The sequence below is a fragment of the Planomonospora algeriensis genome, from assembly GCF_977012225.1.
The window spans coordinates 1-24,398 of record NZ_CDRNDK010000054.1; the positions used below are offsets into that span (position 1 = coordinate 1).

Annotated in this window: 15 protein-coding genes; 1 reads left to right on the forward strand and 14 read right to left on the reverse strand. The window is 72.4% G+C overall.

The features are described 5' to 3' along the window. From ACWJ6R_RS08875 to ACWJ6R_RS08935, 13 genes are all read right to left on the reverse strand, one after another. Nucleotides 1-382: XF1762 family protein (locus tag ACWJ6R_RS08875; protein WP_449061735.1), on the reverse strand; the 382-nt coding region annotated here is incomplete at its 3' end. A gap of 11 nt (nt 383-393) precedes the next feature. Further along, nucleotides 394-1,872, reverse strand: a complete 1,479-nt coding sequence (locus ACWJ6R_RS08880; RefSeq protein WP_449061736.1) for a 2'-5' RNA ligase family protein — start codon at nt 1,870-1,872, stop codon at nt 394-396. A gap of 59 nt (nt 1,873-1,931) precedes the next feature. Beyond that, nucleotides 1,932-2,093, reverse strand: coding sequence for a hypothetical protein (locus ACWJ6R_RS08885; protein WP_449061737.1), 162 nt, complete (start codon nt 2,091-2,093; stop codon nt 1,932-1,934). A gap of 27 nt (nt 2,094-2,120) precedes the next feature. Next, a complete protein-coding gene (locus tag ACWJ6R_RS08890) occupies nt 2,121-2,390 on the reverse strand; it encodes a hypothetical protein (protein WP_449061738.1) in 270 nt (89 codons plus the stop codon). Nucleotides 2,391-2,608: 218 nt separating this feature from the next. Continuing rightward, on the reverse strand, nt 2,609-11,314 hold the full coding sequence (locus ACWJ6R_RS08895; protein ID WP_449061739.1) for a helicase-related protein: 8,706 nt from the start codon (nt 11,312-11,314) through the stop codon (nt 2,609-2,611). Between the two features lie 1,690 nt (nt 11,315-13,004). Beyond that, nucleotides 13,005-13,949, reverse strand: a complete 945-nt coding sequence (locus ACWJ6R_RS08900; RefSeq protein ID WP_449061740.1) for an Eco57I restriction-modification methylase domain-containing protein — start codon at nt 13,947-13,949, stop codon at nt 13,005-13,007. An 86-nt stretch (nt 13,950-14,035) separates the two neighbouring features. Then, nucleotides 14,036-17,587, reverse strand: a complete 3,552-nt coding sequence (locus ACWJ6R_RS08905) for a hypothetical protein (RefSeq protein WP_449061741.1) — start codon at nt 17,585-17,587, stop codon at nt 14,036-14,038. Nucleotides 17,588-17,676: 89 nt separating this feature from the next. Continuing rightward, nucleotides 17,677-18,195, reverse strand: coding sequence for a hypothetical protein (locus ACWJ6R_RS08910; RefSeq protein ID WP_449061742.1), 519 nt, complete (start codon nt 18,193-18,195; stop codon nt 17,677-17,679). After that, the gene (locus ACWJ6R_RS08915) at nt 18,189-19,928 is read right to left on the reverse strand and encodes a phage portal protein (RefSeq protein WP_449061743.1); all 1,740 of its coding nucleotides are present in this window, start codon (nt 19,926-19,928) and stop codon (nt 18,189-18,191) included. The genes ACWJ6R_RS08910 and ACWJ6R_RS08915 overlap by 7 nt, the downstream gene beginning before the upstream one ends. A gap of 10 nt (nt 19,929-19,938) precedes the next feature. Then, nucleotides 19,939-20,157, reverse strand: coding sequence for a hypothetical protein (locus ACWJ6R_RS08920; RefSeq protein ID WP_449061744.1), 219 nt, complete (start codon nt 20,155-20,157; stop codon nt 19,939-19,941). Nucleotides 20,158-20,247: 90 nt separating this feature from the next. Further along, nucleotides 20,248-20,652, reverse strand: a complete 405-nt coding sequence (locus ACWJ6R_RS08925; RefSeq protein ID WP_449061745.1) for a hypothetical protein — start codon at nt 20,650-20,652, stop codon at nt 20,248-20,250. Between the two features lie 303 nt (nt 20,653-20,955). Continuing rightward, a complete protein-coding gene (locus tag ACWJ6R_RS08930; protein WP_449061746.1) occupies nt 20,956-22,677 on the reverse strand; it encodes a hypothetical protein in 1,722 nt (573 codons plus the stop codon). Nucleotides 22,678-22,830: 153 nt separating this feature from the next. Then, nucleotides 22,831-23,430 carry a hypothetical protein gene (locus tag ACWJ6R_RS08935; RefSeq protein ID WP_449061747.1) on the reverse strand — a complete coding sequence of 200 codons (600 nt, stop codon included), beginning with the start codon at nt 23,428-23,430 and terminating at the stop codon, nt 22,831-22,833. Nucleotides 23,431-23,564: 134 nt separating this feature from the next. Here ACWJ6R_RS08935 and ACWJ6R_RS08940 point away from each other — a divergent pair, with 134 nt between their 5' ends. Further along, on the forward strand, nt 23,565-23,765 hold the full coding sequence (locus ACWJ6R_RS08940; RefSeq protein WP_449061748.1) for a hypothetical protein: 201 nt from the start codon (nt 23,565-23,567) through the stop codon (nt 23,763-23,765). A gap of 75 nt (nt 23,766-23,840) precedes the next feature. On the opposite strand, the gene ACWJ6R_RS08945 is transcribed toward ACWJ6R_RS08940, so the two are convergent. Beyond that, the coding region (locus ACWJ6R_RS08945; protein WP_449061749.1) for a RusA family crossover junction endodeoxyribonuclease at nt 23,841-24,398 on the reverse strand (558 nt) is incomplete at its 5' end.

Genomic DNA, 24,398 nt, shown 5'->3' on the forward strand with positions numbered 1-24,398 from the left:
CGCGCGGCCGGGCCGGGCACGACCACCCGGCCCGCGGCGGCCGTACCGCGATCGGCTCCCACCCGGCCGCGCGCAGCGACGTACCGGGCTCGTCAGCCCGCGTGTAGGTGATCATGCGGGTGTAGCCGAGTGCCCGCCCGGCCCGCCAGGCCGCGCCGTACAGCAAGCTGCAGGCGTTGCGGGTGCCGTCCGTGGCCAAGCGGGTCACCTCGAGCGCGGTCCCGGTGTCGAAGTGCCGGGCGACGGGCCGGCCGACCACGGCCACGCCGACCAGCCGCCCGCCGGTCGCGGCGCCGATCGAGAACTTATGGCCGACCGGTGGCCGGGTGTGCCGGTGGTGGTCACCGACGAACGCGGCCGCCTGAGCGAACGTCACCGGCATCAACCGGAGCGTCACCGGGCCGCCAGGAAGCCGAGGATATCGCGGCCCGCCCGCACCTGCTCCCCGGTGAGGGCCTTGAGCTCGGTGGGCAGCGCTGAGGGGGCGGTGGAGTCCGGGGTGATGCTCGGCTCGGGCGGCAGCTCGGGGAAGCCGCGCCGGGCCGGGCCGTTTCCGGGCGGCTCCTCCCACCCGCCGGCTTCCTTCATGATCTCGGTGAGGATGTCCACGGCCTGGCGCATCCGCTTGAGGTTGCGATCCGACAGGACCCGCCCGGCCTTGGTCTCCCAGCCGAAGCCGATGAACTGCTTCACCTGCATGTCGAAGTCGTCATCCCCGCGGTCGGCGTCGAGGTCGGCGGTGAGATCACCCGCCGCGGGCATGGTGGTGCCGTCGCCGGTCAGCGGGAAGTTCTCATGCTCGTCTTCCACCGCCAGCGTGATCGCCCCGAACGACACCGGCACGGCCGGCACCGGAGGCGGCGGCGCCTGGCCCGGCTCGAGGTAGGCGAGCGTCACATGCGGGGTGAACCCGTGGCCGGTGGCGTACCAAATGCCCGCCTCATCCAGGGCGGCCGTCACCCGCGCCCGCAGCTCCGCCAGGCCCGGCACGTCGACCGGCACCCACACCGGGACGCCGTCCTCGTTCTCGGGGAAGACACCGATCCCGCCGATGACGCCCTCCAGCGGCCCGGCCTCGACGGCGACCTGCTCGACCACCAGCGCCGCCTCCGCCAGCATGTCCTCCTCCACGCCCTGGCCGAGGTAGGCGAGCGTCACGTGCAGCTCCTGCGGCGCCAGACCACCCGCGACCGCGACGGCCTCGGCGACGTCGACGGGCACAGCCAGCGACACCATTGATCGTGCCTGCTCCACCGGCACCTGCACCTGCTCCTGCTCGGGGGGCGCGATGCCGGGCCGCTGCTCCCACGCATCGGCCTTGCGCCCGGACAGCCCGGACTTCACCGACAGCGTCGTCGTCTGCGACGCGGCACCGAACAGGACGGGCGAGAACTCATACCAGTCCAAGTCGTAGATCTTGCGGACCCCGGTCCGGCTGTCCTTACGGGCACCGCCGGGCGGCACCGAGTACCCGATCGACCACTCCTGCTCGTTGGACTCGCTGTAGAACGCGACGTTCTCATACGCGCTGCGCCCGGCCTTGGTGTTGAGGTTGAACAGGGCGCGCACGTAGACGGCGCCCGCCCCGGCCGGCCACGGCTGCCCGTCCTTCGTCGTCTTCGGCAGCCGCGGGTCCCCGGGGAGCCACTCCTCGACCTTCTCGGCCCGCGACACCCACGTCGTCGTGTCGTGCGAGAACACGCCCTTCGGCCGGCGCGTGGCCAGGGTGCGGGCGAACGCTGCCGGCATGATGATGTCGCCGACGTTGTCCTCTACGCCAGTAATGGCCACGAGGCACTCCACCGTGCCCTTGGGCGCGTCCGCCAGGGCAGCCCCTGGCGAGACCGCCACCGACTTATGCTCGAGCCTCACCGTCACCTGGAGCCCCCTCCCCTGCTGTATGCCGCAGGGGAGCATGCCGCGTGAACGCGTTAACGTCGCCCGGGGGCCGCATACAGCAGCGGCGGCCGCTCCCAGCCGTCAGGGGCGGGGCAGGCCGGCGTCTGCCACCACGCGAGCAGCAGCAGGAGCAGCGCCGTACCGAACGCGATACCGACCGCCAGGCCGACCCGCCACCACACCGCAGAAGTCATGCCGGGCACGCTGCCCGAGTGCGGCCCTTACGTCATCTCGGGTACCTCGCCGGCCTCGCGGACCACCTGCGTCCAGGCGTGCAACGCCGCCCGCACACTGGCCGGGTCGTCCAGATCCAGCACGACCGGCGCCCCGTGCGGCCGGGTGATCTGTCGGCCCGCCCGGCCCGCCAGCAACTCCACGGCGCTGCGCGTGCCGGACACGATCCCGGCCACAGCCGCCGCCTCCGGCCGGGCCTGCCCGACCGTGACCGCGTACGCGACCCCGCCGTTCACATACCCGTGCACCTCAAACACTCCGGCCTCCCTCGCCGCTGTCGTCATCGAGCATCACGTCCGCGACCGGCAGCACCGCCCGGTACCCGGCGATGAACGCCCGCGACAGCGGCCCGCCCTTCGCCCGCCACGGGTTCGCCTCGAGGCCACCGCCCGTCGATGCGGTCGCCCGGCCCGCCAGCCGGGCGCCCGCAGCCGCACCGCGGGCACCTTCTCCCGTTCCACGTCTGCCGCCCTTCCTATCTGCCGGTGCGGCGGCCCTCACGCGACCGCCGCGCTGCCCGAACGTCCCGCTCGTTGGCGAGCGCTTCGGCTCGCCACTCGGTGAGGTTCTTCCACCCGTTGCGCTCGAACCAGTTCATCAGCTCATCGGAGGCGTACGCGCTCACCCGCGACCACTGGCCGGAGAACAAGCTCATCGGGTCGATGCCGGCGGCGCGGCCGCGCGCGTTCAGCATGAACCCGTTCGTGGCCGTCTCCGCCTCCCAGAACCGCGCTTCCTTCCACTCGTGGAACTGCTGCCGCAGCTTCTGCTCCCGCTCCCTCGAGGTCAGCCCGCCCAGGCCTGCGGCGTCGGCGTACCGCTCGGCGCGCATGCTCTCCTCCGAGATGCCATGCACCCGCGCCCACGCCTGGTCGTAGTCCATCTCCCCGGACGAGACGAGCTTGTCGATGGCCGCGTTGCGCTGCCGCTCCTGCTGGTCCTCGGTGTCCCACTCCTCCAGCACCTCCGAGACGCGGGCCGCGCTGTAGAGGTCGTCCACCGACCCGAGCAGGTCGGTCAGATCCTCCACCCCCAGCGAATCCAGGTCGATTCCCTCCAGCGGGTCGTCCTCGATCCGGCGGCCCCGCAGCTGCGCCATGACCCTCTGGTAGGCGGGGCTGCCCCATTCGATCTGCCCGAGCAGTGCCTTGAGCTGCTCCACCGACAACTCGTCCAGGTCGACGCCGTCCAGCGGGTCCTTGCCCGGGCCGTCCGAGCCGGTGCCCAGCAGCGCCAGCACGCCCAGCAGCCAGGTCCGCATGTCGTCGTCCAGGTAGTCCGACCCGGCCATCAGCGATTCCATGCCGGTCGTGAAGATCTCGCCGTGGCCGGTGGGGTAGACGCGGCCGGTGTACGGCTTGGGGAACCCGCCGTCGTAGCCGGCTTCCCCGGGGAACAGGCCCACGTCGGTGCGGTCGCCGCGCTCCCGGTGGCCGATGTCGCCGACCGCGGTGCGCTCCCACAGGTAGGCGTGTTCGGCCTCCTTCAATCCCGGAAGCAGCGTCTGGAAGGCGTGCCCCAGCTCATGCACACCGGTCCGGAACTGCTCCTCCGGTGAGACGTCGGGCATGGAGATGGCGTGCTGGGACGGGTTGTACTTGGCGCGGCCCGGCCCGCCCATGATCGTGTCGACGGCGATACCGAGCCGGACCGGCCCGTGATCGCCCAGCAGGCCCACCCACTCGGCGGGGTAGACGTCCTCCACGCGCCGCATCGCCTGCACCGGCTTGTGCGTCTCCTTGCGCGCTTGGCCGTTCTTGTTCAGGTAGGTCAGGCGGGCACCGCCGAACGACCGCACCTGAGACAGCACGTCCAGCGCCGCCTGCCGGCGCAGCTCGCCGACGCGCAGCGCCGCCGCCTCATGCGCCTTGCGGGCCTTGACCGCGGCCCGGTTCGCCTTCTCGAACTCCTTGTGCGCAGCCGCGGACGACACTCCGCCCCGGGACGCCATCGCCTCGCGGTTCGCCTTGTCGGTCGCGGCCGCCAACTCCTTCTCCGCGGCGGCGACGGCCTCGGCGGCGGTCTTCTCCGCGGCGGCCGCGTTCCGGTAGGCGGGGCTGTCCAGCCGCTTGGTCACCTCCTGGTCGAGGTCCGCGCCGGCGGCCTTGATGACGGCCAGGTGCCGCATCGCGTACTCGCCCGGGCCGCCGTCGGCGGCGACGTCGGGCACGGTCACCGTGACCTGTTCGATCTCCGGGTCGAACCCGTCGTCCAGCGCCTCCAGGTCCAGCGGCTTGTAGACGGTGCGCGTCACCTGCCGGTGGCCGACCTCGCCCAGGTTGCCCGGCAGCGCCTTGCGGTAGGCGGCCATCCGCTCGCCCAGGTCCCCGGCCGGGGCCGGGACCGCCTCCGGGCGGGCGCCGCCGTCCTCGAACAGCTCCCGCACGTGCAGGCGCCGCACCAGGCTGAAGTCGACCGTGCGGGGCGGGTCGGTGCGGAACTGCTCCAGCACCCGCGCCAACGCCTGGTCGTAGGTCTCCCCGGGCATCGGGTTGGCCTCGAAAATCGACTGGATGAAGTTGTACATCGCCCGCTCGCGGATCTGCCCCACCAGCGGCTCGATCCGCTCCGCCAGCGCCGCGGCGTGCGCTTCGTCGCCGCCGGCCAGCACCCGGCCCGCCTGCAGCGCCGGGGCGCTGTTGTCGAGCCGCTGCCACGCCTGCTCCACCAGGTCCCCGGCCATCGTCCACACCCGGTCGCCGGATTCGGGCTCCGGCGGGTGGACGCGCCGCATGCTGAGCTGTTCGCTGATCGCCGCGGACGCCTCCCGGTACAGGTCCGTCTCGGCTTCGCCGAGGGCCTGCCGTACGGCGCGCACCCGATCCCATTCGCGGCGCCGCTCCTGCCACCGCTTGATGTTCGTCTCGGCGTGCGCGCCGCCGCTCTGGTACCGGGTGATGCGCAGGCTGTCGTCGCCGTCGAGCAGCGCGACGGGCACCAGCTCGTCGCCGTAGGTGCGGACCATCGCCGTCGACCCGATCCGGGTGCCGTCCGAGTCCTTGAGCGGCGCCAGCTCCTCGACGGTGCCCTCGACGCCGCCGTGCGCGGCGTCCAGGGCGATGCGGTCACCGAGGCCGACCTGCCCGGCGGTGACCGGTTCGGCTGCCGAGTCATCGAGCAGCGTCTCCCACGGCTGGTCGGCCGACCCCTCACCGCGGGCGGTACGCAGCACGGACGGGAACCCGCGCGACGTCAGCACGAGCTCGTCGCCGTCGCCGCCCTCGGCGTACACCCGCCACGACTCCACCGGGTTCAGCGGGTCGGAGAACCGGTACGCCATGACGACCTTCCGCTCCTGCCCGCCGACGACGATCGTGTCGCCCGGCTCGAGCTGGTCGGGGCGGATGTGCTCCCGCCGCGCCGCCACCGGTACGGCCGGCGGCGTCTCGGCGTCCTCCGGCAGGTCCGGCATCAGGTACACGTCCGCGGCGGCCGCGAGGATGCGCTGCTCGCGGCGGCCGTCGTCGTGCTCGACCGTCACCGACACGAACGGGAACCTCGAGACGGGGCGGGCGTCGATGACGCGGACCGGCCGCACCCGGCCGCCGCCCACGTCCGGGATCGCGATCACGTCACCGGCCGTCAGGTTCTCCGGGGACGCCTTCTCCGGTACGGCCCTGCCGGGGTCGTGCGGCGGCGCCGGGTACCCGGCGAGCTTGGCGTAGGAGCCGTCCACCCACGCGGCGGCCCGCTCGAGTGCGCGCCGCTGCACCGCCGGCAGGTCCTCCCCCGAGGCCAGGGACCGCAGGTGCTGCGACAGGGCGCGCATCTGCTCCGCCGGCACCGGCTGGCTGGCGCGCAGCCGCGCCGCGGCCTCCCGTGCCTGCTCGCTCGCCGCCGCATCATCCTCGACGTTCAGGCCGAGGACGCGCTTTCGGATGTCGGAACGCAACCGGATGCGCGTGGCCGGGGTGCCGTCGTCCAGCGCGACGATCGTGGAGCGCGGCGTGCGCTCCCGCAGTGGCCGCGGCTGGCGCGGCTTCTTCGGCCGCTTCATGCGCAGGCCCCGCCCGCGGGTGACCATCTCTCCGGCGTCGACGTCGACCAGCGCGGGACCGTTCGGGCCGAGCACGTCGAAGGTGATGCGGTCGCCGTCGCGGTCGATGCCGACGACCTTGACGGCGTCGCCGTCGTCGCCGACCAGCCACTCGCCCACGGCGACGTTGTCGGCCGTGGCCGGGCCGACCTCCGGCGGCTTGCGGGTGCTCGTGCGGCGCGTGACCTGCTCTGCGCCGCGGCGGGCGCGGATGGTGCGCCGGTCATCGCTGTCGCGTTCGGTGGTGAACGTCAGCCCGCCGGCGCGGGTGACCTCCTCCACCGTGACGGTCTCCTCCCCGGACGGGGTATCGACCCGGTCGCCAGCCTGCACGTCGCTGATGTCGGCGCTCTCCGGGAGCCCGTCGTCGGCGATGCGGGCCGCTTCCTGCTTGGCCTGCTCCCACTCGGCGGCCCGGCGGCGGGCCTCCCCGGAGCGGCCGCCCGCGTTGCCGAGCTGCACGAGCAGGTTCGTCTGCATCGTGCGCAGTTGAGCCCGCCGCAGCGAATCAGCGGTGGTCTCCTTGGCGGCCGCCAGGCCCGCGTCGGCGCGCAGCCACGCGTCCTCCAGGTACGCCGCATCCGCGTCGCCGTTGTTGCGGGCGGCCAGCAGCTCCTCGAACCGGGTGACCGCCTCCAGCAGGTCGTCGCCGCCCTCCTCGCGCAGCATGGCGCGACGGGCCGCGACCAGCTCATCAACCAGCGACTGGCCGCGCTGCTGCTGCTCGGTGCGGACCCGGGCCGCCTCCGCGGCGGACGCCTCCGCATCAGCCGTACCGAGCCGCTCCACCTCGCCGGTCAGCCGCACGATGGCGGGCTCCGCCAGGTACCGGCCCGGCTGGTTGCCGTTGTACTCGATGACGTTGTCCAGGCGGACCGGCTCGCCCGGCTGGTATCCGGCCGGGATCGTGCCCTCCCACACGCGGCCGTCGCCCTGCGCCAGGTAGGAGCCGCCGCCCCGGGTGCGGACCCGGTGGACGCCGGAGCCGGAGCGCACCACCCGGATCCGGTCGCCCGCCTGCAGCTCCTCGGGGTCGACCACGGCGGTCGGCCGGTCCACCGCAGCCGCGGGGGTGGTGCTGTCCCGCTCCTCGCGGATGATGGCGCGGATGTCGTCCCAGTCGCGGCCGCGCGGGTCGAGCTGTTCGGCCTGGTCGATGAGCGCCAGCGCGGCCTCGTAGTCGCCGGCCTCGAAGCGGTCATGCGACTGCCGGGTCAGGGCGGCGGCATCCTCCGTGCTCGCGGCTTCGCGTTCAGCCCGCTCCCGCTTGCGCCGCTCCCGCTCGGAGGCGGGCAGGTCCACCAGGCCGGGGTTGGCGGCCAGGTAGTCCTCGGCCCACTTCTGCACGGCAGGGTCGGAGTCGCCGTCGAAGCGGCCGGTGCCGGTCTTCTTGGCGAACAGCTCAGCGATGTAGCGGGCGGGGGAGCCGGTCCACTTGTAGGCGGCGGCCTCCTCCTCGATGAGCGACGCCAGCAGCCGCATGTCGGCGTCGCTGACGCCGTCCAGCGGCGCTGGCCCGTCCGGAGCCTGCGGGGCGGTGGCCGGGGCGTCCTGGGCGGTGCCCGGGGTGGTGTCGCCGGAGCGGCGGGCGCGGGCCCGGTCGCGCCGATCAGCGGCCGTCCCCGTGGGGAACGGCGTGTCGTAGCCCTGCGCCCGGGTGCGGGCGCGCAGCTCGTCCAGCAGACCGGCCAGCCATTCCCGGTTCGGGGACGTGACCTGCTCCCCGTAGCTGTTGCGCCACCCGGGTTCGCCGGACAGGCGGCCGCGCAGCTCCTCGACCTCGTCGCCGGCGGCCTCGTACAGCTCCCGGACCCGCGCCATGTGGGCCTCGAACTCCTCGTCGTACGGGTCGTCCTCGAACGTCGGGAACGGCGCGTCCACGACCGCCATCAGGTCCCGCACCGCGTCCGCGGCCTCGGGCGCGTCGTAGCGCTCGCGCAGCTCCCGCTCCCATCCGGCGGCGTCCATGCCGGCGGCCCGCTCCTCGGGCGGGGAGGGGTATTCCGTGTCGCTGTCGCTCTGCTCGGTGGCGGGGCCGCCGATGCGCCGCCCACGCCCACCAGAGCCACCAGAGCCGCTGGAGCCGCTGGAGGGCGCCGAGGGGGTACCGGGGCGCTGCTCGCGGAGCCTGCCGCGAGCCTCAGCGACCATGTCCGTCAGCCACCTGACGTGGTCCTCGCCCCTCTCGCCCCACTCCATGTGCTCGTCACGGATACCGTCGACCACCAGGTCGACCTCGTAGTCCAGGGCCTGTAGCGCGTCCTGAATGCGCTGCTGGTCGTCGGCGGTGCGGGTCGGCACATCCAGCGCGTCAACCAGGTCCCGCACCGCGTCTGCCGCGTCAGGCGCGTTGTAGACCTCCCGCAGTTCCCGCTCCCAGTCGGCCGGGGCCGTCTGCGCGGGCGGCTCCGGAGCATCCCCGTGCTCGGGGGCGTCCTCCAGGAAAGCGAACCCGCCACGATCGGTGCTCACGGTCGGCGTCGGGTCCTCCAACACCGGAGTGATGTCGCGATCCGGCTCCGCCGCCGGGTCCGGGATGATCTGCTCCCGCGCCACGTCGAGACTGGCCTTCAGCACCACCAGTTCGGCCTGCGCCGTCTGGTACGCCTCCGACCGCTCCTCGGCCGGCTTCTTCTCCTCGTCTTTGAGCTCGTCCAGGATCGCCTGCGTCTTGAGGATGTCGTCCAGCAGCTTGGCGCGGGCCTGCGCCGCCTGGAGCTGCGCGGTGTACGCGAACGGCCGCCCCAGCATCGCGCGGGCGCTTTCCTGCTGCCCGGTCATGGTCCGCAGCGACGACCTACCGCCCTCGATGAGCGGTTCCAGCTTCTCCAGGCGGCCCTGCAGGCTGGAGAGCATGCCCTGGGCGGACCCTTCGGTGATCTCACTGGAGATGTAGGACGTGGTGCCGCCCGGCCAGTCGAACCCGAGCTTCACGCCGCGGAACCAGTTGTCGCCGCGGAGAACCCGGGCGCGGGTGGCGTAGACCGGGTGACCGCCCAGCACGCCGATCCGCACCCGGTGGCCGTCCCGGTAGGGGCCATCCCGCAGTTCGGTGACGGCCGCCAGGATCGGCCCGTAGACGTCGGCGCGCTTGGTGACCGGCTCGTCGCGGCCGTCCAGCGTCATCGAGAACGCATCACCGCGCGTGTCGACGCGGGCCTCGCGCGCCTCGGTCCACTCGTCGATGTTCTCCCGGGTGATGCGGATCTCGTGGTCGAGCCGGTCGATCTTGCTAGACAGGCCGGCCTGCGTGCGGGCGTGAGAACGCTGCAGCCGCTCGAGCCGGTGCGCTTCGGCGTCGGCCTTGGCCTTGTCGAGCAGGTACGGGTTACCCGCCGCCAGGGCCTTGACCTCCGCGAACGACAGGGCCGAATCGCCGATGTCCTCGATCTCGCGCACGTCCAGGTTGCCGCGCTGCATCTGCGCGATGAACTTCGCCTTGCGTTCGACGGTCTGCCACGAGTAGCCGTCGAACGTGCCCTCGGTCACGTACCGCATGATGCGGACGTCTCCGACCGGCGCCTCCGGATCGGTGCTAAGGAACAGGTCGTGGTCGTAGACGCCTTCGGCGTTGAACCCCCGGTTGAAGTTGCCCTGCCGTTCGACGCGGCCCTCACGCTGCGCCAGGTCCGCCGGCCGCCACGGCACGTCCATGTGGTGCAGCGCGACCGCACGCGCCTGCACGTTCGTGCCGGTACCCATCTTCTCGGTGGAGCCGAGCAGCACAGCGATCTTGCCGATGCGGGCGTCCTCGAACAGCTTCGCCTTCTGCGCGTCCGTGGTGGCTTCGTGGATGTAGCGGATCTTCTCCGCCGGGATACCGCGGGCGACGAGCTGCGCCTTCATCTCGTCGTAGGCCGCCCAGGTGCTCTGGTCGCCGTCCCCGACGATGGCGGGAGCGTCCTCCTGCTCCCCGGCCGCCGGCTTCTTCTTGGCCTGCTTCTTCGGCTTCGGGGTGCCCTGGTCCATGAACACGATCTGCAGCGCGCCCGCGTTCGGGTGCGGCGTCGGGTCGTGCTTGGACGTGGGGAACTGGCGGTCCTTCGTCTCGTTGAAGATCTCAGCGATCTTGTCGGCCGCCGTGTTGATCTTCGCGCCTTCACCGCCGAGGTTCGGGTCGATGAGCCGCATGTCGAGCGCGGCCCGCTTGCCGTCCCCGCTGATCTTCAGCATGTTGTCTTCGATCAGGCGCGGCGCGTTCGGGTCCCGGTCGGCCGGGTCCTCCGGCTGCGGCGGCACCGGCCCGTACAGCTCCTCGTACTGGCCCTGCGGCATGCCCTTGATGCCGCGGCCCGGGTCGTTGACCCACGCCCACGGCTTGCGTGCCCGCACCGCCTCGGCGCGCACGCCGAGCTCCTGGATGTACTCGAGCTGCGCGTCGTCGGCGGGGATGACGACCGTCTCGCCGCGGTTGCCGTTGGCGTCGCGCCGCACGGCCGGGGTGGGCAGGTTCAGGTCCGCGGCGGTCTTCACGTCCGCGCTGACCCGGTACATGCGCAGCAGCTCGGGGACGTTCTGGAACTTGGCGAACCGCGCCTTCATCCGGAAGCCGTTGCCGTCCGGGTTCATCTCCACGTCGGTGACGACCTCACCGAAGGTGGCCGCCCACGTGTCGAAGTCCTCGATGCCGGCCTCCTCCAGGAGGTCCGGCCGCAGGTACCGCATCATCGTGTACGCCTCGGTCACCGAGTTGGCGATCGGCGTACCGGTGGCCAAGGTCACCACCCGGCCCGAGGCCGACTTGGAGCGCAGGTAGTGCAGCTTCATGTGCAAGTCGCTCGCGCGGGTGGATCCGGCGATGCCTGCGCCCTCGATCCTCGAGGGGGTGCGCAGGTTCTTGAACATGTGGGCTTCGTCCACCATCAGGTAGTCGATGCCGGTGTTCTCCCAGTAGACGGCGCCTTCGTCGCGGCGGGAGTCGAGCTTTTCCTTCAGCTTCTCCTCGGCCTTGACCAGCTGGCGCTCGAGCTGCTTGAACGCCCGGTTGTCCTCGCCGTACTCCTTCGCCCGCTCCATCTGCGCGCGAAGCTGCGCCAGCTCCTCCTCCATGTAGGCGCGCTGACTGTCGGGGTGCATGTCGATCTTCTCGAACGCCTTCTGCGTGAGGATCACGCAGTCCCAGTCGCCGGTCGCGGCCCGGGCCACGAACCGCGCCGGTTGTCGCCCGTCAGGTCCTTGGTGCCGGCCGCGAGGATGTTCGCGTTCGGGTACGCCTCCAGGAACTCGCGGGTGAACTGCTCGAGCATGTGGTTCGGCACGACGATGGCGGGCTTCTTCGCCATGCCGGTGCGGCGCAGCTCCATCGCGCCCATGACCATCTCGAGGGTCTTGCCGGCGCCGACCTCGTGCGCGAGCAGCACCGCGGGCTCGTTCAGGATGCGCGCCACCGCGCCGTTCTGGTGCTCGCGCGGCACCCACCCGGCCGCCAGGCCCGGCATGGCGGGCTTGGCGCCGTCGTAGGAGCGCAGGACGTAGGAGTTGAACCGGTCGTTGTACTCGCGGGTCAGCCGATCGGCGCGGGCCTCGTCCTCCCAGATCCAGTCGGCGAACCGTTCGGCCATCTCCTGCGCCTTCTGCTGCGCGGCGATGGTGCCCTCGGGGTCGGGCAGCGACTTCTTCTTCCCGCCCCCCAGGTCCTGCGTCTTGGTGACGCGGATCGTCTGCTGCTTCAGCAGCGCCTCGGCGATCGCGGCGGCCGGCCGCTCCTCGGTGCCCCACTCGACGCTCGCGGCGTCGGACTCCTTGCCGGGGCCTTCCACGACCCACGTGGAGCCGCCCGGGTGGATCACCCGGTGGCCGGGCGTGACGACCTCGTTGAGGAACTTCTCGATGACGTCGGCGGGGATCCACGCGGCGCCCATCTTCGCGTCGATCTCACCGGAGGTCAGGTCCCGGGGGACGACGGCCTCCAGCGCGGCGACGTTCAGCGCGAACTGCGGGTCCTCTTCGGCGGCGGCGCGGGCGGCGGCGAGCTTCTTGCGGACGTTGCCGGACAGGTACTCGGCGGCCGAGGCGAGCTTGCCGTCCGTGCCGGGCACGTCGAACACGCGATCGCCGAGCCGCTTGCGGGCGTCGGCGGTGTCGGTGCCGAGCAGGTCGGCGATCTGCGCCAGGTCGACGTTGCCGCCCGTGCGGTCCATGACGATGGCCAGCGCGTCGGCCGGGTCATCGACGGAGGTGACCTCCGACTTGGCGGCGACGACCCGCTTGTGCAGGATGTCGGCGGTGCGGGTGCGCTTGGTCTCGGGGTCGTAGTCGTCCAGCGCGAACACGATCGCCATCGCCGGGTCGTCCCAGGCGTGGCCGATCGCGGTGGGCCGCATGTCGGCGTCGCCGGCCGTGCGGCCTTCCGCGGCCGCCCGCTCGCGCGCCTCGGCGGGCGTGAACCGCTTGTGGGCGCGCTTGGACACTGCCCCCCACCGGCGGGTGTAGGCCTCATAGCGGCGGTTGAGCTCCGCGCGCAGGTCCGCCAGGCGTGGCGTGTCGTCGCTGCTGGCCGACTCCTCTTCCAGCAGTGCCCGCGCCGCGTCCCGCAGGTCCACGAGCGCGCCGAGCTGCTCGACGTGGTCGGGGTGGACGTCCATGACCTCGGCGCGGCCGTCGACCATCTGAGTGAACGACCCGTCCGGGTGGCGGACCAGCGCCCCGTCGTGGCGCTGCCCGCCGGTCGGGATGTCGATCCGGGCGGCCGGGCCGCCCTCGGCGCGGACGAACGTCTTGCCTTCGGCCTGGCCGGCGGCCACGACTCGATCCAGCGCCGCGGCCAGGGCCGGGCCGGCGTTGCGGTCGCCCTTCACCGTCAGGTCGTGCGCGGTGAACTGGCCGCGGCCGGTCGTCATCTCGCCGAGGATCTGCTCCGGGTGCTCCTGGAAGTAGGTGTTGACCGGGTGCGGGGATCCGTTGACGTCGATGACCGGCGCGTCGATCCACGAGGTGTCGCCGCGTTCCTCCCCCTCGGCGCGCTTGCGGAACACCAGCACGTCGGTGACGACGTCGGTGCCGGCGGCCGCCCGGTGGGCGCCTCCGGGAGGCGGACCGCGCCCACCAGGTCGCCCATCTTCGCCATCTCGCGGCGGGCCGCGCTGTCCTCGCTGTCCATCGTGTAGCGGGAGGTGATGACGGCGACCAGGCCGCCGGGCTTGGCCAAGGCCAGGGACTTGATGATGAAGTGGTTGTGGATGGAGTGCTGGAGGTTCTTGTTGTACTTCTTGTCGTGCAGCTCGTAGTTGCCGAACGGCACGTTGCCGACGACGGCGTCGAAGGTGCCTTCGGGCAGGCGGGTGTCGGCGAACGACTCGTTGCGGACGGTTGCGTGCGGGTACAGCGCCTGGGAGATGCCGGCGGTGGTCGAGTCGAGTTCGATGCCGGTCATGTGGGCGCCGTCCGGCGCCAGGCCGATGAACGTGCCGGAGCCGCTGCCGGGCTCCAGGACGTTGCCGCCGTCGAAGCCGAGCTTGCGCACGGCATCCCACACGGCGGAGACCATGCTCGCGTCGGTGTAGTGCGCGTTGAGGGTGTTGCGGGCGCCCTCGTTCCACTCCCGCTCATCGAGCAGGCCGCGTAGCTCCGCGCGCTCGGGCGCGAACGACTCCCATTCCTTCAGGCGGCGCGCGAACTTCTCCTCGTCCATGGTGCCGTCGTCGTCGCGGAACTGGGCGCGGGTCGGCCGGGACTCGAAGATGATCGGCAGGGAGCCCCACCCGGACCAGCGGGCCAGGACGCGCTTCTCGTCGTCGGTGGCGGGCCGGCCTTCGGCCTGCAGCTCGCGCAGGAGCCGCACGGCGGCGACGTTGGCGCGGGCCTTGGACTTCTTGCCGGAGGGGGCGAGGTCGTCTTGGGAGGCCGGCCGGAACCGGCCCCCGTCGCCTACTGCTGGGTCGGGAGTTCGGCGTCCTCGAGGCCCGGCTCCGCCGGCAGGAACACCTGCTCCGCGAGCACGATCTCGCGTGCCTGCGCCCGGGCCGCGTTCAGCCTGCCCAGCTTCTCCAGGAACGTCTCCCCGGCCGTGCCTTCCCGGCGATCTCCTCGGCCAGGTCCGCGATCTGCTCGCTGACCTGCTCCCCGAGCCGGGCGAAGAACGTCTCCGGGTCCTCCAGCTCCGCCAGGGCCGCCGGCCGGTACGTCTGCCAGTGCTTGCGGGCCGTCGCGCCGTACTGATTCATCGCTACCTCTCTCGTCGTCCGGCGCAGGCCCGGTCTTGGGGGCGCCAATTGTAGAACCTACAGTAACACGATCATCACCGTTCGTGTCAATTTGGGTGGGTTCGTCCCCGCTACGGGAGGCGTCCCGATCCTGCGCGCCGCCATCCTGGCGGATCTCCTCCGGCTGCGGCACCCCACCGGGCGGCCGCCGCCGCGTCACCCGGTCGTTGCTGCCGAACGGCAGCATCCGCTGCTGGCCGTCGTCGCCGACCACGCCCACGGTGATCTTCTCGGGAAGACGCAGCACGCGGCCCACCACCGCCGGCCCGTCCGGGGTGTCCAGCACATCGCCCGGGGCGAGCTCCTGCGCGCTCACCTCTTCCCCCGGCGTGCCGGCCGCCGCCGCCATGCGGGCCGCCCGGTCCTGCTCCCACTGGTCAACCGCATCGGCGGGGAAGCCCCGCCGGATGGGTTCACTCATCGGCAGACGCAGGTCCTCCTCGCGGCCGTCGCGGTGGCGCACCCGCACGGCCACGCCGTCCAGCGCCAGGTCCGCGCCCAGCACCTGCGCCGGGGACGTGCGCCCCTTCAGGACGACCCACATGCCGGGCTCGATGCCGAACGCGGGCAGCTCCTGGACGGCGACCTCCGGCCGCTCTCCGTCAACGACCCGCACACCGTCCTGCACTTCCTGCGGCGCCGGCGTCATGACGTGCGGCTTGCCGTGCTGGTTCGTCCCCGTGATGGTCCACGTGCCGGAGCGGGAGCGCTCGACCCGCTCGACGGCGATGCGGGTGTCGACGCCTTCCGTCAGCAGGTGGCTGGACAGGACCACGTCGCCCGGCCGGACGTCGGAGACGCGTTCGGTGCGAACCGGGTACGGGCGGTCCACGCTGTCGATGTGGGCCAGCAGCGCCGCCGTGGCCGCTTCCCGCGACGGGTAGACGACCTGGGTCAGGCCCGCCTCCGGCGACGACCACCTCCAGCCGTGCTTAGGCCTCGGGTCGTTCCGGGTGGGCTTGGGCTTGTGCTCCCACACATCGCCCAACGGCGCGTCCCCGCGCTTGGGGTCGCCGGGCCGGCGGACCTCCAGCACGTTCCGGGACACGAGCTTGTCCCTGGCCATCCGCTGCATGCCGATCTGCGGCGCCATCTCAGTCCGCTTGACCGGGGTGTAGGTCAGGCCGTTCGCGTCCGTCTCGACGGCCGGGGCCTCCTGGCGCTCCTCCTGCTCACCGGCCGCGCCCGCCTCCGGGGCGCCGGCGCGGCCCTGCGGCTCGCCGGTGTGCCGGATGACGATGCTGCTCGGGCCGAGGCCGAGGTTGTTGAACGCCGTGGTGGTGCCCGACTCGCCGTTCTCGCCCTCCCACGTGACGGTCTCCGGCCGCAACGTGACGTGGTGGAAGTCCCGGCCTCCGGAGGGGTCACGGCGGTCCCGGTCCAGGGTGGCGGTGTCGACCTCGCCCCGGATCGTGATCGCCCCGCCGATCTCCGGCGGGGTACCGCCGCGCAGCATCGACCGGAAGTGGTCTTCCACCCGCGTCCGGTAGGAGATGCGGTCCCCGGCCTGCACGCTCAGACCGGAGATCGGCACGCCGCCCTGCTCGGCGGCCTCCTGGGTGAGCTGGCGGCGCCGCTCGGGCGTGACCAGCCGCAGCAACTGGTGGGCATCCGACCTGGTCTGGATCGAGAACTTGCGCGGCCGGCCGCCGTCCACCTTGCCGCGGATCTCGCCGTTGCCCGCGGTGGACACCGACACGACGGTGACCGGGTCGAGGAGGTTGCCGTACCGGTTCGGGACGCGCACCACGTCGCCGGGCTGGACATCGAGGAGGCTGACCCGCTCGTACTCCGGCAGGTCCCTGTCCGGGGCCGGGCTCGTGCCCGGGGTGGGCCGCTCGTCCTGCGGCACGGCCGGCGCAGCCGGCGCGGGGGTGTCGTCGGCCTCGTCGGCGTCGGCGAAGATGTCGCGGTTGCCGTGCTTGTCGGTGCCCATGTCCGCGAACAGGCCCTCCTGGGGCTTGACGCTGACCTCGGGCGGCGGCGCACCGTCCGCGCGGTGCTTGGCGGGCTCGCTGGTGGCCTTCCAGCCCTCCAGCGCCTCCAGCGCCACGGTGCGCCGGTCACCGCGGATCGTGGTCACCTCGACCTCGGAGCCGTCGATCGTCTCCTGGACCTGCTCGACGCGCACCGGGTCGTTGAACGCCTTGGCGGTGATCCACTGGCCCGGCGTCGGCTCCGGGGTGGGCCCGGTCTTTTCCTTCTCCGCGCGGATCTCCGTGTGGGCCCGCTCGCGGGCCGCGCGCACGAGAGCGTTCTGGAACGCCTCGTCCCGCGCGAACAGCGCATCAACGAACCCTCGGGAGAACAGGTCGGGGCGGGCGGCGACCCGGTCCAGGAACTCCTCGTCGAAGACCTGCCCGAAGCGGCCCATGTCGGTGTTGCCGACAGCGGCCTGCCGTACCCGCGCGTTCCCCGCGGCCTCGCCGTACACCGTCTCCAGGTCGCGGCCGGAGACGGTGCTGCCGAACCGGTCGTTCAGCGCGGACGCCCACGCATCCCACGACCCGTCCGGGTCCAGGCCCGCCCAGCTGGCTTCCCGCTCGTCCTCGGCGACCGCGTCTTCCAGCAGCGCGCGCGCCCTGGCCGCGGCGTCGGGGGCGCGGTTGCGCATCGCGTCGATCACGGCGGCGACCTTGTCGGCCGGCATGACCCGCGCCATCTCGTCGTCGTCGTCCACGTCGATGGTCGTCGCCTGCGCCATCGGGTTGACGCCGCCCAGGACCAGCCGCCAGCCGCCGCCCTCACCGGGGGAGACCGAGCGGACCACGCCCGCGTACCGCTTGACGTCGTCGTCGCTGCCCTCGGGGGTGCCGTACACGATGACGGCCTGGCCGCGCTGCAGGTCCTTGACCGGGATCCGCCCGTCCGGGCCGGGCGGGGTGAAGTCGACCGCCTCAGCGGAGGGCGTCTCCACCTTCAGTGCCCGCGGCGCCTCAGCGGTCTTGCTGATGGGCTTGCCGCCGTCCGGCCGCTTCTCGACGGTCAGGTAGTTGCGGTGGACCCGCTGCACCGACCCGTTGGCCATGCGGACCTCGATGCGGCCGCCGCCGACGTTCTTGACGACGGTGCCGCGGCCGCCGCCCCACACGGTGACGGTCGCGCCGGTCTCGATGAACCGGCCCAGTCGGTCACGCGGGTGCAGGTCCGAGTTGAACTTGGCGGCGTTGAACGCGCTGCGGCGTGCCTTGACTTCCCAACCGTCGTAATTGGACAACCCTGCCCCCGTGTGCCCTGGTGTGTGCGTTGCAGGGGTGCAGGGTGCCGACTCGGGGCGTTAACGTCGCGCCGGGCTCTGCGAGGCCGTCACCGGGCGGGGGAGACGACCCACAGCAGCCGGCAGCGGCAGCCGGGCGCGTGCCCGTCCGGGCTGTTCAGGTCGCCGGGCCAGCGCAGTTCGGTGCCGTCCACGGTGAACGGCACGCCACCGGCCCGGACCTGCCCGTCCGCGTCCAGGTGCGTGTGCCCGGCCCCGTCGCCGGGGTGGGTGCGCCACACCGCCGACACCAGCCCGCCCGGCCCGGCCGTGTTCTGCGCGGCCGCGTACTCGACGGCGTGGACCAGGTTCGCCGCGACCCGCTCGGCCGTCTGCTGCGCCCACTCCTCCAAGGCGGGCAGTTGTCCGCGCACTTCGGCCACCAGCCGGTCAATGTCATCCCCGGCGGCGTCGCCGGCGGCGATCAGGCGGGCCAGGTGGCGGGCGGCGGCGTCGATCTGCTCGGCGAGCCAGTCGCGGGCCTCGGTGACCGGCCACACGGCCGCGTGCATGGCCACACCGTCGCCGGCGATGGCGGTGGCGGACTTGACCAGGACCGGCGTCAGCACGTCCGTGGTCTCCTGCCGCCACTGGCCGACGTCGGCGGCCCGCTCGGCGGGAGCGGCCCGGTGCCGACGCGCGTGTCCGCCTTGTACTCCGGGACGAAGTGGCGGGTGTGCTTGCGCAGCTTGGGGGAGGCGACGCGGGCCGCGGTGCGCTGCACGAGGCGCCGCGCCAGTCCTTGCAGGGCGTCGTGCAGGTCGGGCGTGATGCGGTCGCGGACGTCGTCGGCGGACACCGCGTGCAGGGGCAGCGCCTTGGTTTCGCCGTCGAGGATGCTCTGCAGCAGCGCGAACGTCTCGACGGTGGCCGGGTCGTTCTCGTCAATGACCGGCGGCGCGGCCCCGGGCGGCGCCCCTTCGGGCAGAACCTGCTCCCCGGGCAGAACCTGCTCCCCGGGCGGCGCCTCCTGCCCGGGCGGCGCCTGCTCCCCGGGGCGGGGACGCGTCCGGGGGACGGCCAGCCCGAGCGCGGCCGCGTCCTCCGGCCGCGTCGGAATCGGCGTCTTGCCCATCGCGATGTAGATGGCGCGGGTGTGCGGCAGGTCGTACGGCTCGTACTCGGCGATCTCCCGGTACTCGTCCGGCGAGATCAGGCCCTCCTTGACCTCCTCGCGCGCCTCCCGCCGGCGCGCTTCGGCCGACCGGCGCAGCACCTCCACGTCGCTGGTGTCGAGCCTGGCGCGGATGCCGTCACCGGTGTCCTCATCGAACCCCGTCGTCAGGATCCGCAAGTGGGGCGGCATCGTGATCGTCCAGAACGTGAACAGCTCCTGCTCGGCGTTGTCCCACGTCCGGCCCGAGGAGTTACCGAGGACGGTCTCGCCGACGCCGTACGCGGCGAGCACTTCCTCCTTGGCTCGGGCCGCCATCTCCCCGTACGCCATGTCCCGCGGCGACGCGGCCAGGTCGACGTACGACAGCTTCCCGCCGCCGATCACCGTCAACTTCCCCGCCTCGGCGGGGCCGTGCCCGAACCGCTCCTCGAGCTTGCGGGCGTCGGTCTCGTTGGTGCGGCCCTCCACCGACAGGATGCCGCCCGGCCGGCCGTCGTTGAGGAGGAACGAGCTGTTGTAGATCTTGGCGAGGAAGTCCTGGTCGACCGCCAGCCCGGCGGCCTGCAACGGGGTGATGCCCATGTACGGGTCGGTCGGGTGCGGCTTTCGGAACCAGCGGACGCGCTCGGCGGGGATCGGCACCCGCACCCCGTCCGGCGTCACCGTCTCGTAGTGCGACAGCAGGTCCCCGTTGAAGCCCGGCACGGGCCTCGTACGGCCGGGCGGCAGCAGGTCCAGGCGGATCGGGCGGCCGCGCCGGTCGCGGGTGACCTCCACGAACGCGCCCCGCGGCGACAGGAGGATCTGCGTCGACAGCCGGTAGCGGAACTGGCGGCCCGTCTCCAGCTTGTTGGCCTTGCCGTCGTTGAGCAGCTCCACCAGCGGGTCGTCCTCGATCAGCTCCCTGCTGTCGCGGTCCTGGAGCTGGAAGTCGAGGTTGGCTTGGTGCTCGGCGATCGTGTCGACCGCTTTGAACACCCACACGGTGCGCTCGAACGCCTCCGCCACGGCCCGGTCGACGGGCCAGGCGCGGCGCGCGGCCGCCGTCAGGTGGCTGGACCAGTCCGCGACCGCGACGGTGCCGTAGGTCGGGGCGAGCTGCTTGAGCTCCAGGCCCGCCCCGGCGGCGGGGTGGCGCCTCGAGGCGCCGGAGCGGAGCAGGCCGGGAAGGAACGTGCGCGCCATCGGGCGGCCCCTAGTTCGCCCGGCCGGAGGCGAGCAGCCAGCCGGCGGCCATCAGGTAGATGCCCGACAGGGCCAGGCCCGCGCCCGGGTGCGCGAGGGAGGCGGCGGCGATGGTGAACGCGGCCCCGGCGATCAGCAGCGCCAGGCCGAACAGGTCGCGTTGCACCCGCCGCCGCTCCGCCGGGTCGGCCTCGCGTTCGGCTACGAGCTCGTTCGGGTCGAAATACACCTTGGCCCCTCCGTGGTGTCGCCGCCTGTGGTGGGGGCGGGCTCCGGGGCACGGTAGGGGGCCGGCGTGTTTACGTCATGCGCGCAGGGTCTAGTTCAGGCCGCCCAGGCGGGACGCCTGCATGAGGGCGACCGTTTCGCGGGCCGCGCGCCGGTTGGCGGCGGCGGCCTGCCGGGCCAGGACCTCGGCGGCGGTGGTGCCGGGCGCGGGCCTGCTGCGGCGCCTGCGTTCGGCGGAGTTGCCGCCGCGCAGGTGCTCGCCGTTGGTGGTGTCGCCCTCGCATGGTTCCCACACCACCATGTCGAAGCGGCGCCAGCACTTGACACACAATCGGTCGAGGGCCTCGAATACGAGGCCGTTCTCGTGCTCGGGGAAGTACCGGAGGTCATCCGGGAAGGTGAGGTAAGGCTTTTCCGCGAGCCGCCACATCAGCTGCGGATCGGTCGGCTCGCAGATGAGCGCGACGCCCCAGACGTGGCCCGGCGGGTACGGCATATGGATATCTCCCCCTTGAAAGCGCAGCGCACGGTGGTCCACCTGGTTGGCCGCCCCTGGTGCGGAGGGCGCCGCGGACGTGGGAGACCAGGGCGCTGTCGCATGCGTGAACGGACCGGGAAGTCTCGCTCCCGAACCGGTTGCACCAGTCGGAAGCGGTTCACAACGTAACGATCTTCGTTGTCAAGGTAAAGAGAGCGCTCACTTTGCGAATGTCACCGCATGTGAAACATTGGTCAATAACAATTCCGCATACTGTGACAACCGAAACCGGTCGCTGAGCGTCATGGCTGCCCGGCCGCATCAGACGATGATGCGCCACGCGTCGCCGTCCTCGGCTGGCTCGTACACACCGAGAAGCACCGCTTCCCCACGGTCAGGCGACGAAACACCGCGCTTCTTCATGTCCTTCTTCGACTCCACCACCGAGAACCCCGACGAGTTCGTGAACAGCTTCGGCGCCGAGAGCTGCGCGGCCGTCATGTCGTCCAGCCGCAGCCGCACCCGGGTCACGCCGTACTCGTCTGGCCGCACCAGCGCCCGCCCGGCCAGCCACATCTCGTCGCGCTTGCGGTACGGCCGCAGCGTCGCCTCGTCCGGCTCCCGGCCCGGCAACTCCGACACCAGCACGGACACGATGTCCGCGCCGTGCCGCCCCTCGCGCCCCCACGCCGCGAGCAGGCCGGCCACACCCCACCCGAGACCGTTGCCGTCGATCTTCACCCGCACCCGGTACGGCGAGCCCAGCGCGGCCGCCAGCGCCTCGGCGCGGTGGATCTCCCGCAGCACGACCCCGGCGACCGCGACCGGGTCGGCGTTCTCCGGCCCGCTGGACGCGTGCTCGACCGTCGCCAGGTCCTCCACGACCCGCGCCACGACCAGCTCGTCACCGCCGTCCGCGGCCACGTCCACACCGAGCCGCACCCACGCCCCCGGGGAGACGACCCACTCGGTGCTCTCGTCCGGCAGCCCGAGGTCGGCGAGCCGCCGGCGGCCGCCGACCGGCTCCGGCTCCTCCTGGCCCAGCGCGGCGTCCACCCAGTCGGCGGGGATGACCACGTTCGCCAGGCCCTTGGGGAACAACGCGTGGATCTTCGCCCGCACATAGTTCGACTTCGGGCCGTGGACGCGGGTGGTCCGCTCGATCCACGCCCGGTCCACCATGTGCTTGGCCGGGGAGTGCCCGCCGCCCGGGCACGACTGGCACTCGCCGAAGTCCTCCCCGGTCAGGTTCGGGGTGTCGAACGCCGAGATGGGGATCGTCTCCACCTCCGGGTCCGCGCAAAGCTTCTCGAACCATGTGCCCACCTCGTCCGTGGGCGGGTTGCCGATCGCGACCATCTTCGTACCGTCGCCGACCAGCAGACCGGCGAGGTTGTCACCGATGGTGTGGGCGATGCCGCCAGCCTCCTCCACCACCAGCAGCAACTGGTTGGCGTGGATGCCCTGCACCGCGGCCTCGTTGTACGGCGCCGCGGCGATTCCGTACGCGACGACGGTCTCCAGCCCGTTGGCGTCGGGCAGCTTGTACTGCGCCATGTCGATCGTGCCCGGCAGGCCGGCGCGGGAGTGGGCGCCGCGCACCTCTCGCCACAGCTGCCGCACGACCTGCCGCCACAGCGGGGCGAGACTGACGGTGACGCCGGTTCCGACCGGGTAGACGAGCGAGTGCCACAGCACGAGCTGCCCGCAGGAGAACGTCTTACTCGAGCCGAAGCAGGACGGGACGGCGACCTGCTTGTGGACGGTGAGGGCGGTCATGAAGCGGCGCGGTACCGACCACACCGCGCTGCCGAGAACCTGCTCGCAGAACCCGACAGGGTCGTCCTGCCACAGCGCGTAGGAGGTCCCGGCGGCCCGGTAGGCGGCGGCGTACACCTGGCGCGCTTCGTCGTCGCGCAGCTCCTCCAGCACCAGCCGCCGGTCCTCGGCCGGCAGGTCCATCAACTCGCTGAACATGGTGGCCGCGATCCGCGAACGGGAGTCGCCGGGTTCGGCGAGCGCGGTCGGCGGGGTCAGGGTCACGGCCGGACATGGTGAGGCCCCGGCCGACTAACGTCGAGCCGGGGCCTCAGCCGCAGGGCAACGAAGCTGTCATCGGGGCCGTTGACACTCCGGTGACAAAACGCTGTGACCTGCGTCGACAGGGCGGTGACAGGCGGTGACAGCCGAGGTCGGTCACCTGTCGGCGGGAGCGTAACCGCGCTGCGCCGCCCACTCGTCCGCGGCCGCCGGCTCGTAGAAGATGCGCCGGCCGCGGCTCTCGGCCTGCGGCGCCTCCCCCTTGGCCTTGGCGGTGCGCAGCCGCTCCTTGAGCTGCGGGTACGGCACGCCCCACCGCTCGGCCAGTTCCTGCGCCGACAGCCAGTGGAACCGGTTGGCCGTCCACCACTCCTGAAAGGCGGACACGTCGACCAGGACCACGCGCGCACCACCGAGCGACATGCGCGGCACGTCGATGCCGTTCTCCCGCGCGTACTCGACCAGGTCGAGGACCTTCTTGACCTGCACCCCGAGCGCGTCGGCGAGCTCGGCGATCGGCACCAGGCCGGCGGTGTCGCCGGGCTCGTCCGGCACGGTGTCGCCGGGCTCGTCCGACCTGCCCAGGTCCTCACCGACCAGCGCCTCGGACATGCCGACCATCCTGGCGATGGCGGCGTTGGTGTAGAGGCGGGCGCCGGTCTCGTCGGTGAGGGCGGCCAGCTCGCGCAGTCCGCGGATACGGGCCTCGCGGGCCTCGGTCTCCTCGGTGGCCGCGGCCGCGATCTCCTTGACCATCGCGTCGATGATGCGCTCGGCCTCCTCGGCCGACCAGTTCTGCAGCTTGGACGGGACGGGCGCCTTGGGCAGGAGCTCGGCCCAGTTGTGTCGGCCGATGCCGCGCGCCGGAGGGTGGGCTGGACCTTGCGCTGGTGGCCGAGGACGAGGACGAACGTGGCGCTGTTGCGCTTGTGGGCGAGGCGCTTGTGCTGCTTGCGGGCCTCGAGGACGGCCTGGTGGGCGGTCTTGACGGCGTCGACGGTCGCGGCGGTCTGCGGGGTGGTGCGGGCGGTGGCGTTCATGATGAGGGGTCCTTACAGTTCCTGGGGCTTGTATCCTCCCGCCTGAAATGATCGGGCGGTGCGCATCCACTGACACACACCGCTGATTGTAGGGGACGTTTATTCGTTTGTGAATTCCTGGCCGGCCTACTTCCGCGACCGCCGGCGGGGCGGCGGCCCCGGGATTTCCCCCACCCGGTAGATGACGATCTCGCTGCGGGCCGCCCCTTCCGGGTCGTACACCTTGCGCCCGCTCACCTCGACCACCTGGTCGTCGTCGGCCCACGCGACCTTGTTCAGGCCGTCCATGACGAGCTTGAGCATGTTGTCGACGTCGCGGCGGTGCCGCGTGCCGACGACGAAGACGGCCAGCAGCCCGTACGTGGTCTCCTTGTCCGGGCGGTGCGCCGGGGCGGCCCGCCGGAACCCCCACGCGACGCTGTTCTCGGCGCTGCTGGTCTTCTCCGGCGTGTAGGTGCGGACCTTCTCGCCCTGCTTGGAGAAGCGGGGACGGCCCTTGGAGACGGGTTCCCCGTCGAGGACGAAGTGCGCCACCACCTCCACCTCCCGCTCCTCGTACCCGAGCACGGGCGGGGGCGGGGGGCTGGTGTGGTCGGGCGTCGCGGTGGTCACGGCGTTGCCTTTCTTCGGTTGGTGGGCTCGCGGGCGGCGGAGGTCGGTGCTCGGCGCCGCCCGCGAGCCGGT

Coding starts and splice junctions, on each gene's coding strand:
- ACWJ6R_RS08885 (WP_449061737.1), bottom strand. CDS start 2,093: ATGACTTCTGCGGTGTGGTGGCGGGTCGGCCTGGCGGTCGGTATCGCG.
- ACWJ6R_RS08915 (WP_449061743.1), bottom strand. CDS start 19,928: ATGGCGCGCACGTTCCTTCCCGGCCTGCTCCGCTCCGGCGCCTCGAGG.
- ACWJ6R_RS08925 (WP_449061745.1), bottom strand. CDS start 20,652: ATGCCGTACCCGCCGGGCCACGTCTGGGGCGTCGCGCTCATCTGCGAG.
- ACWJ6R_RS08935 (WP_449061747.1), bottom strand. CDS start 23,430: ATGGTCAAGGAGATCGCGGCCGCGGCCACCGAGGAGACCGAGGCCCGC.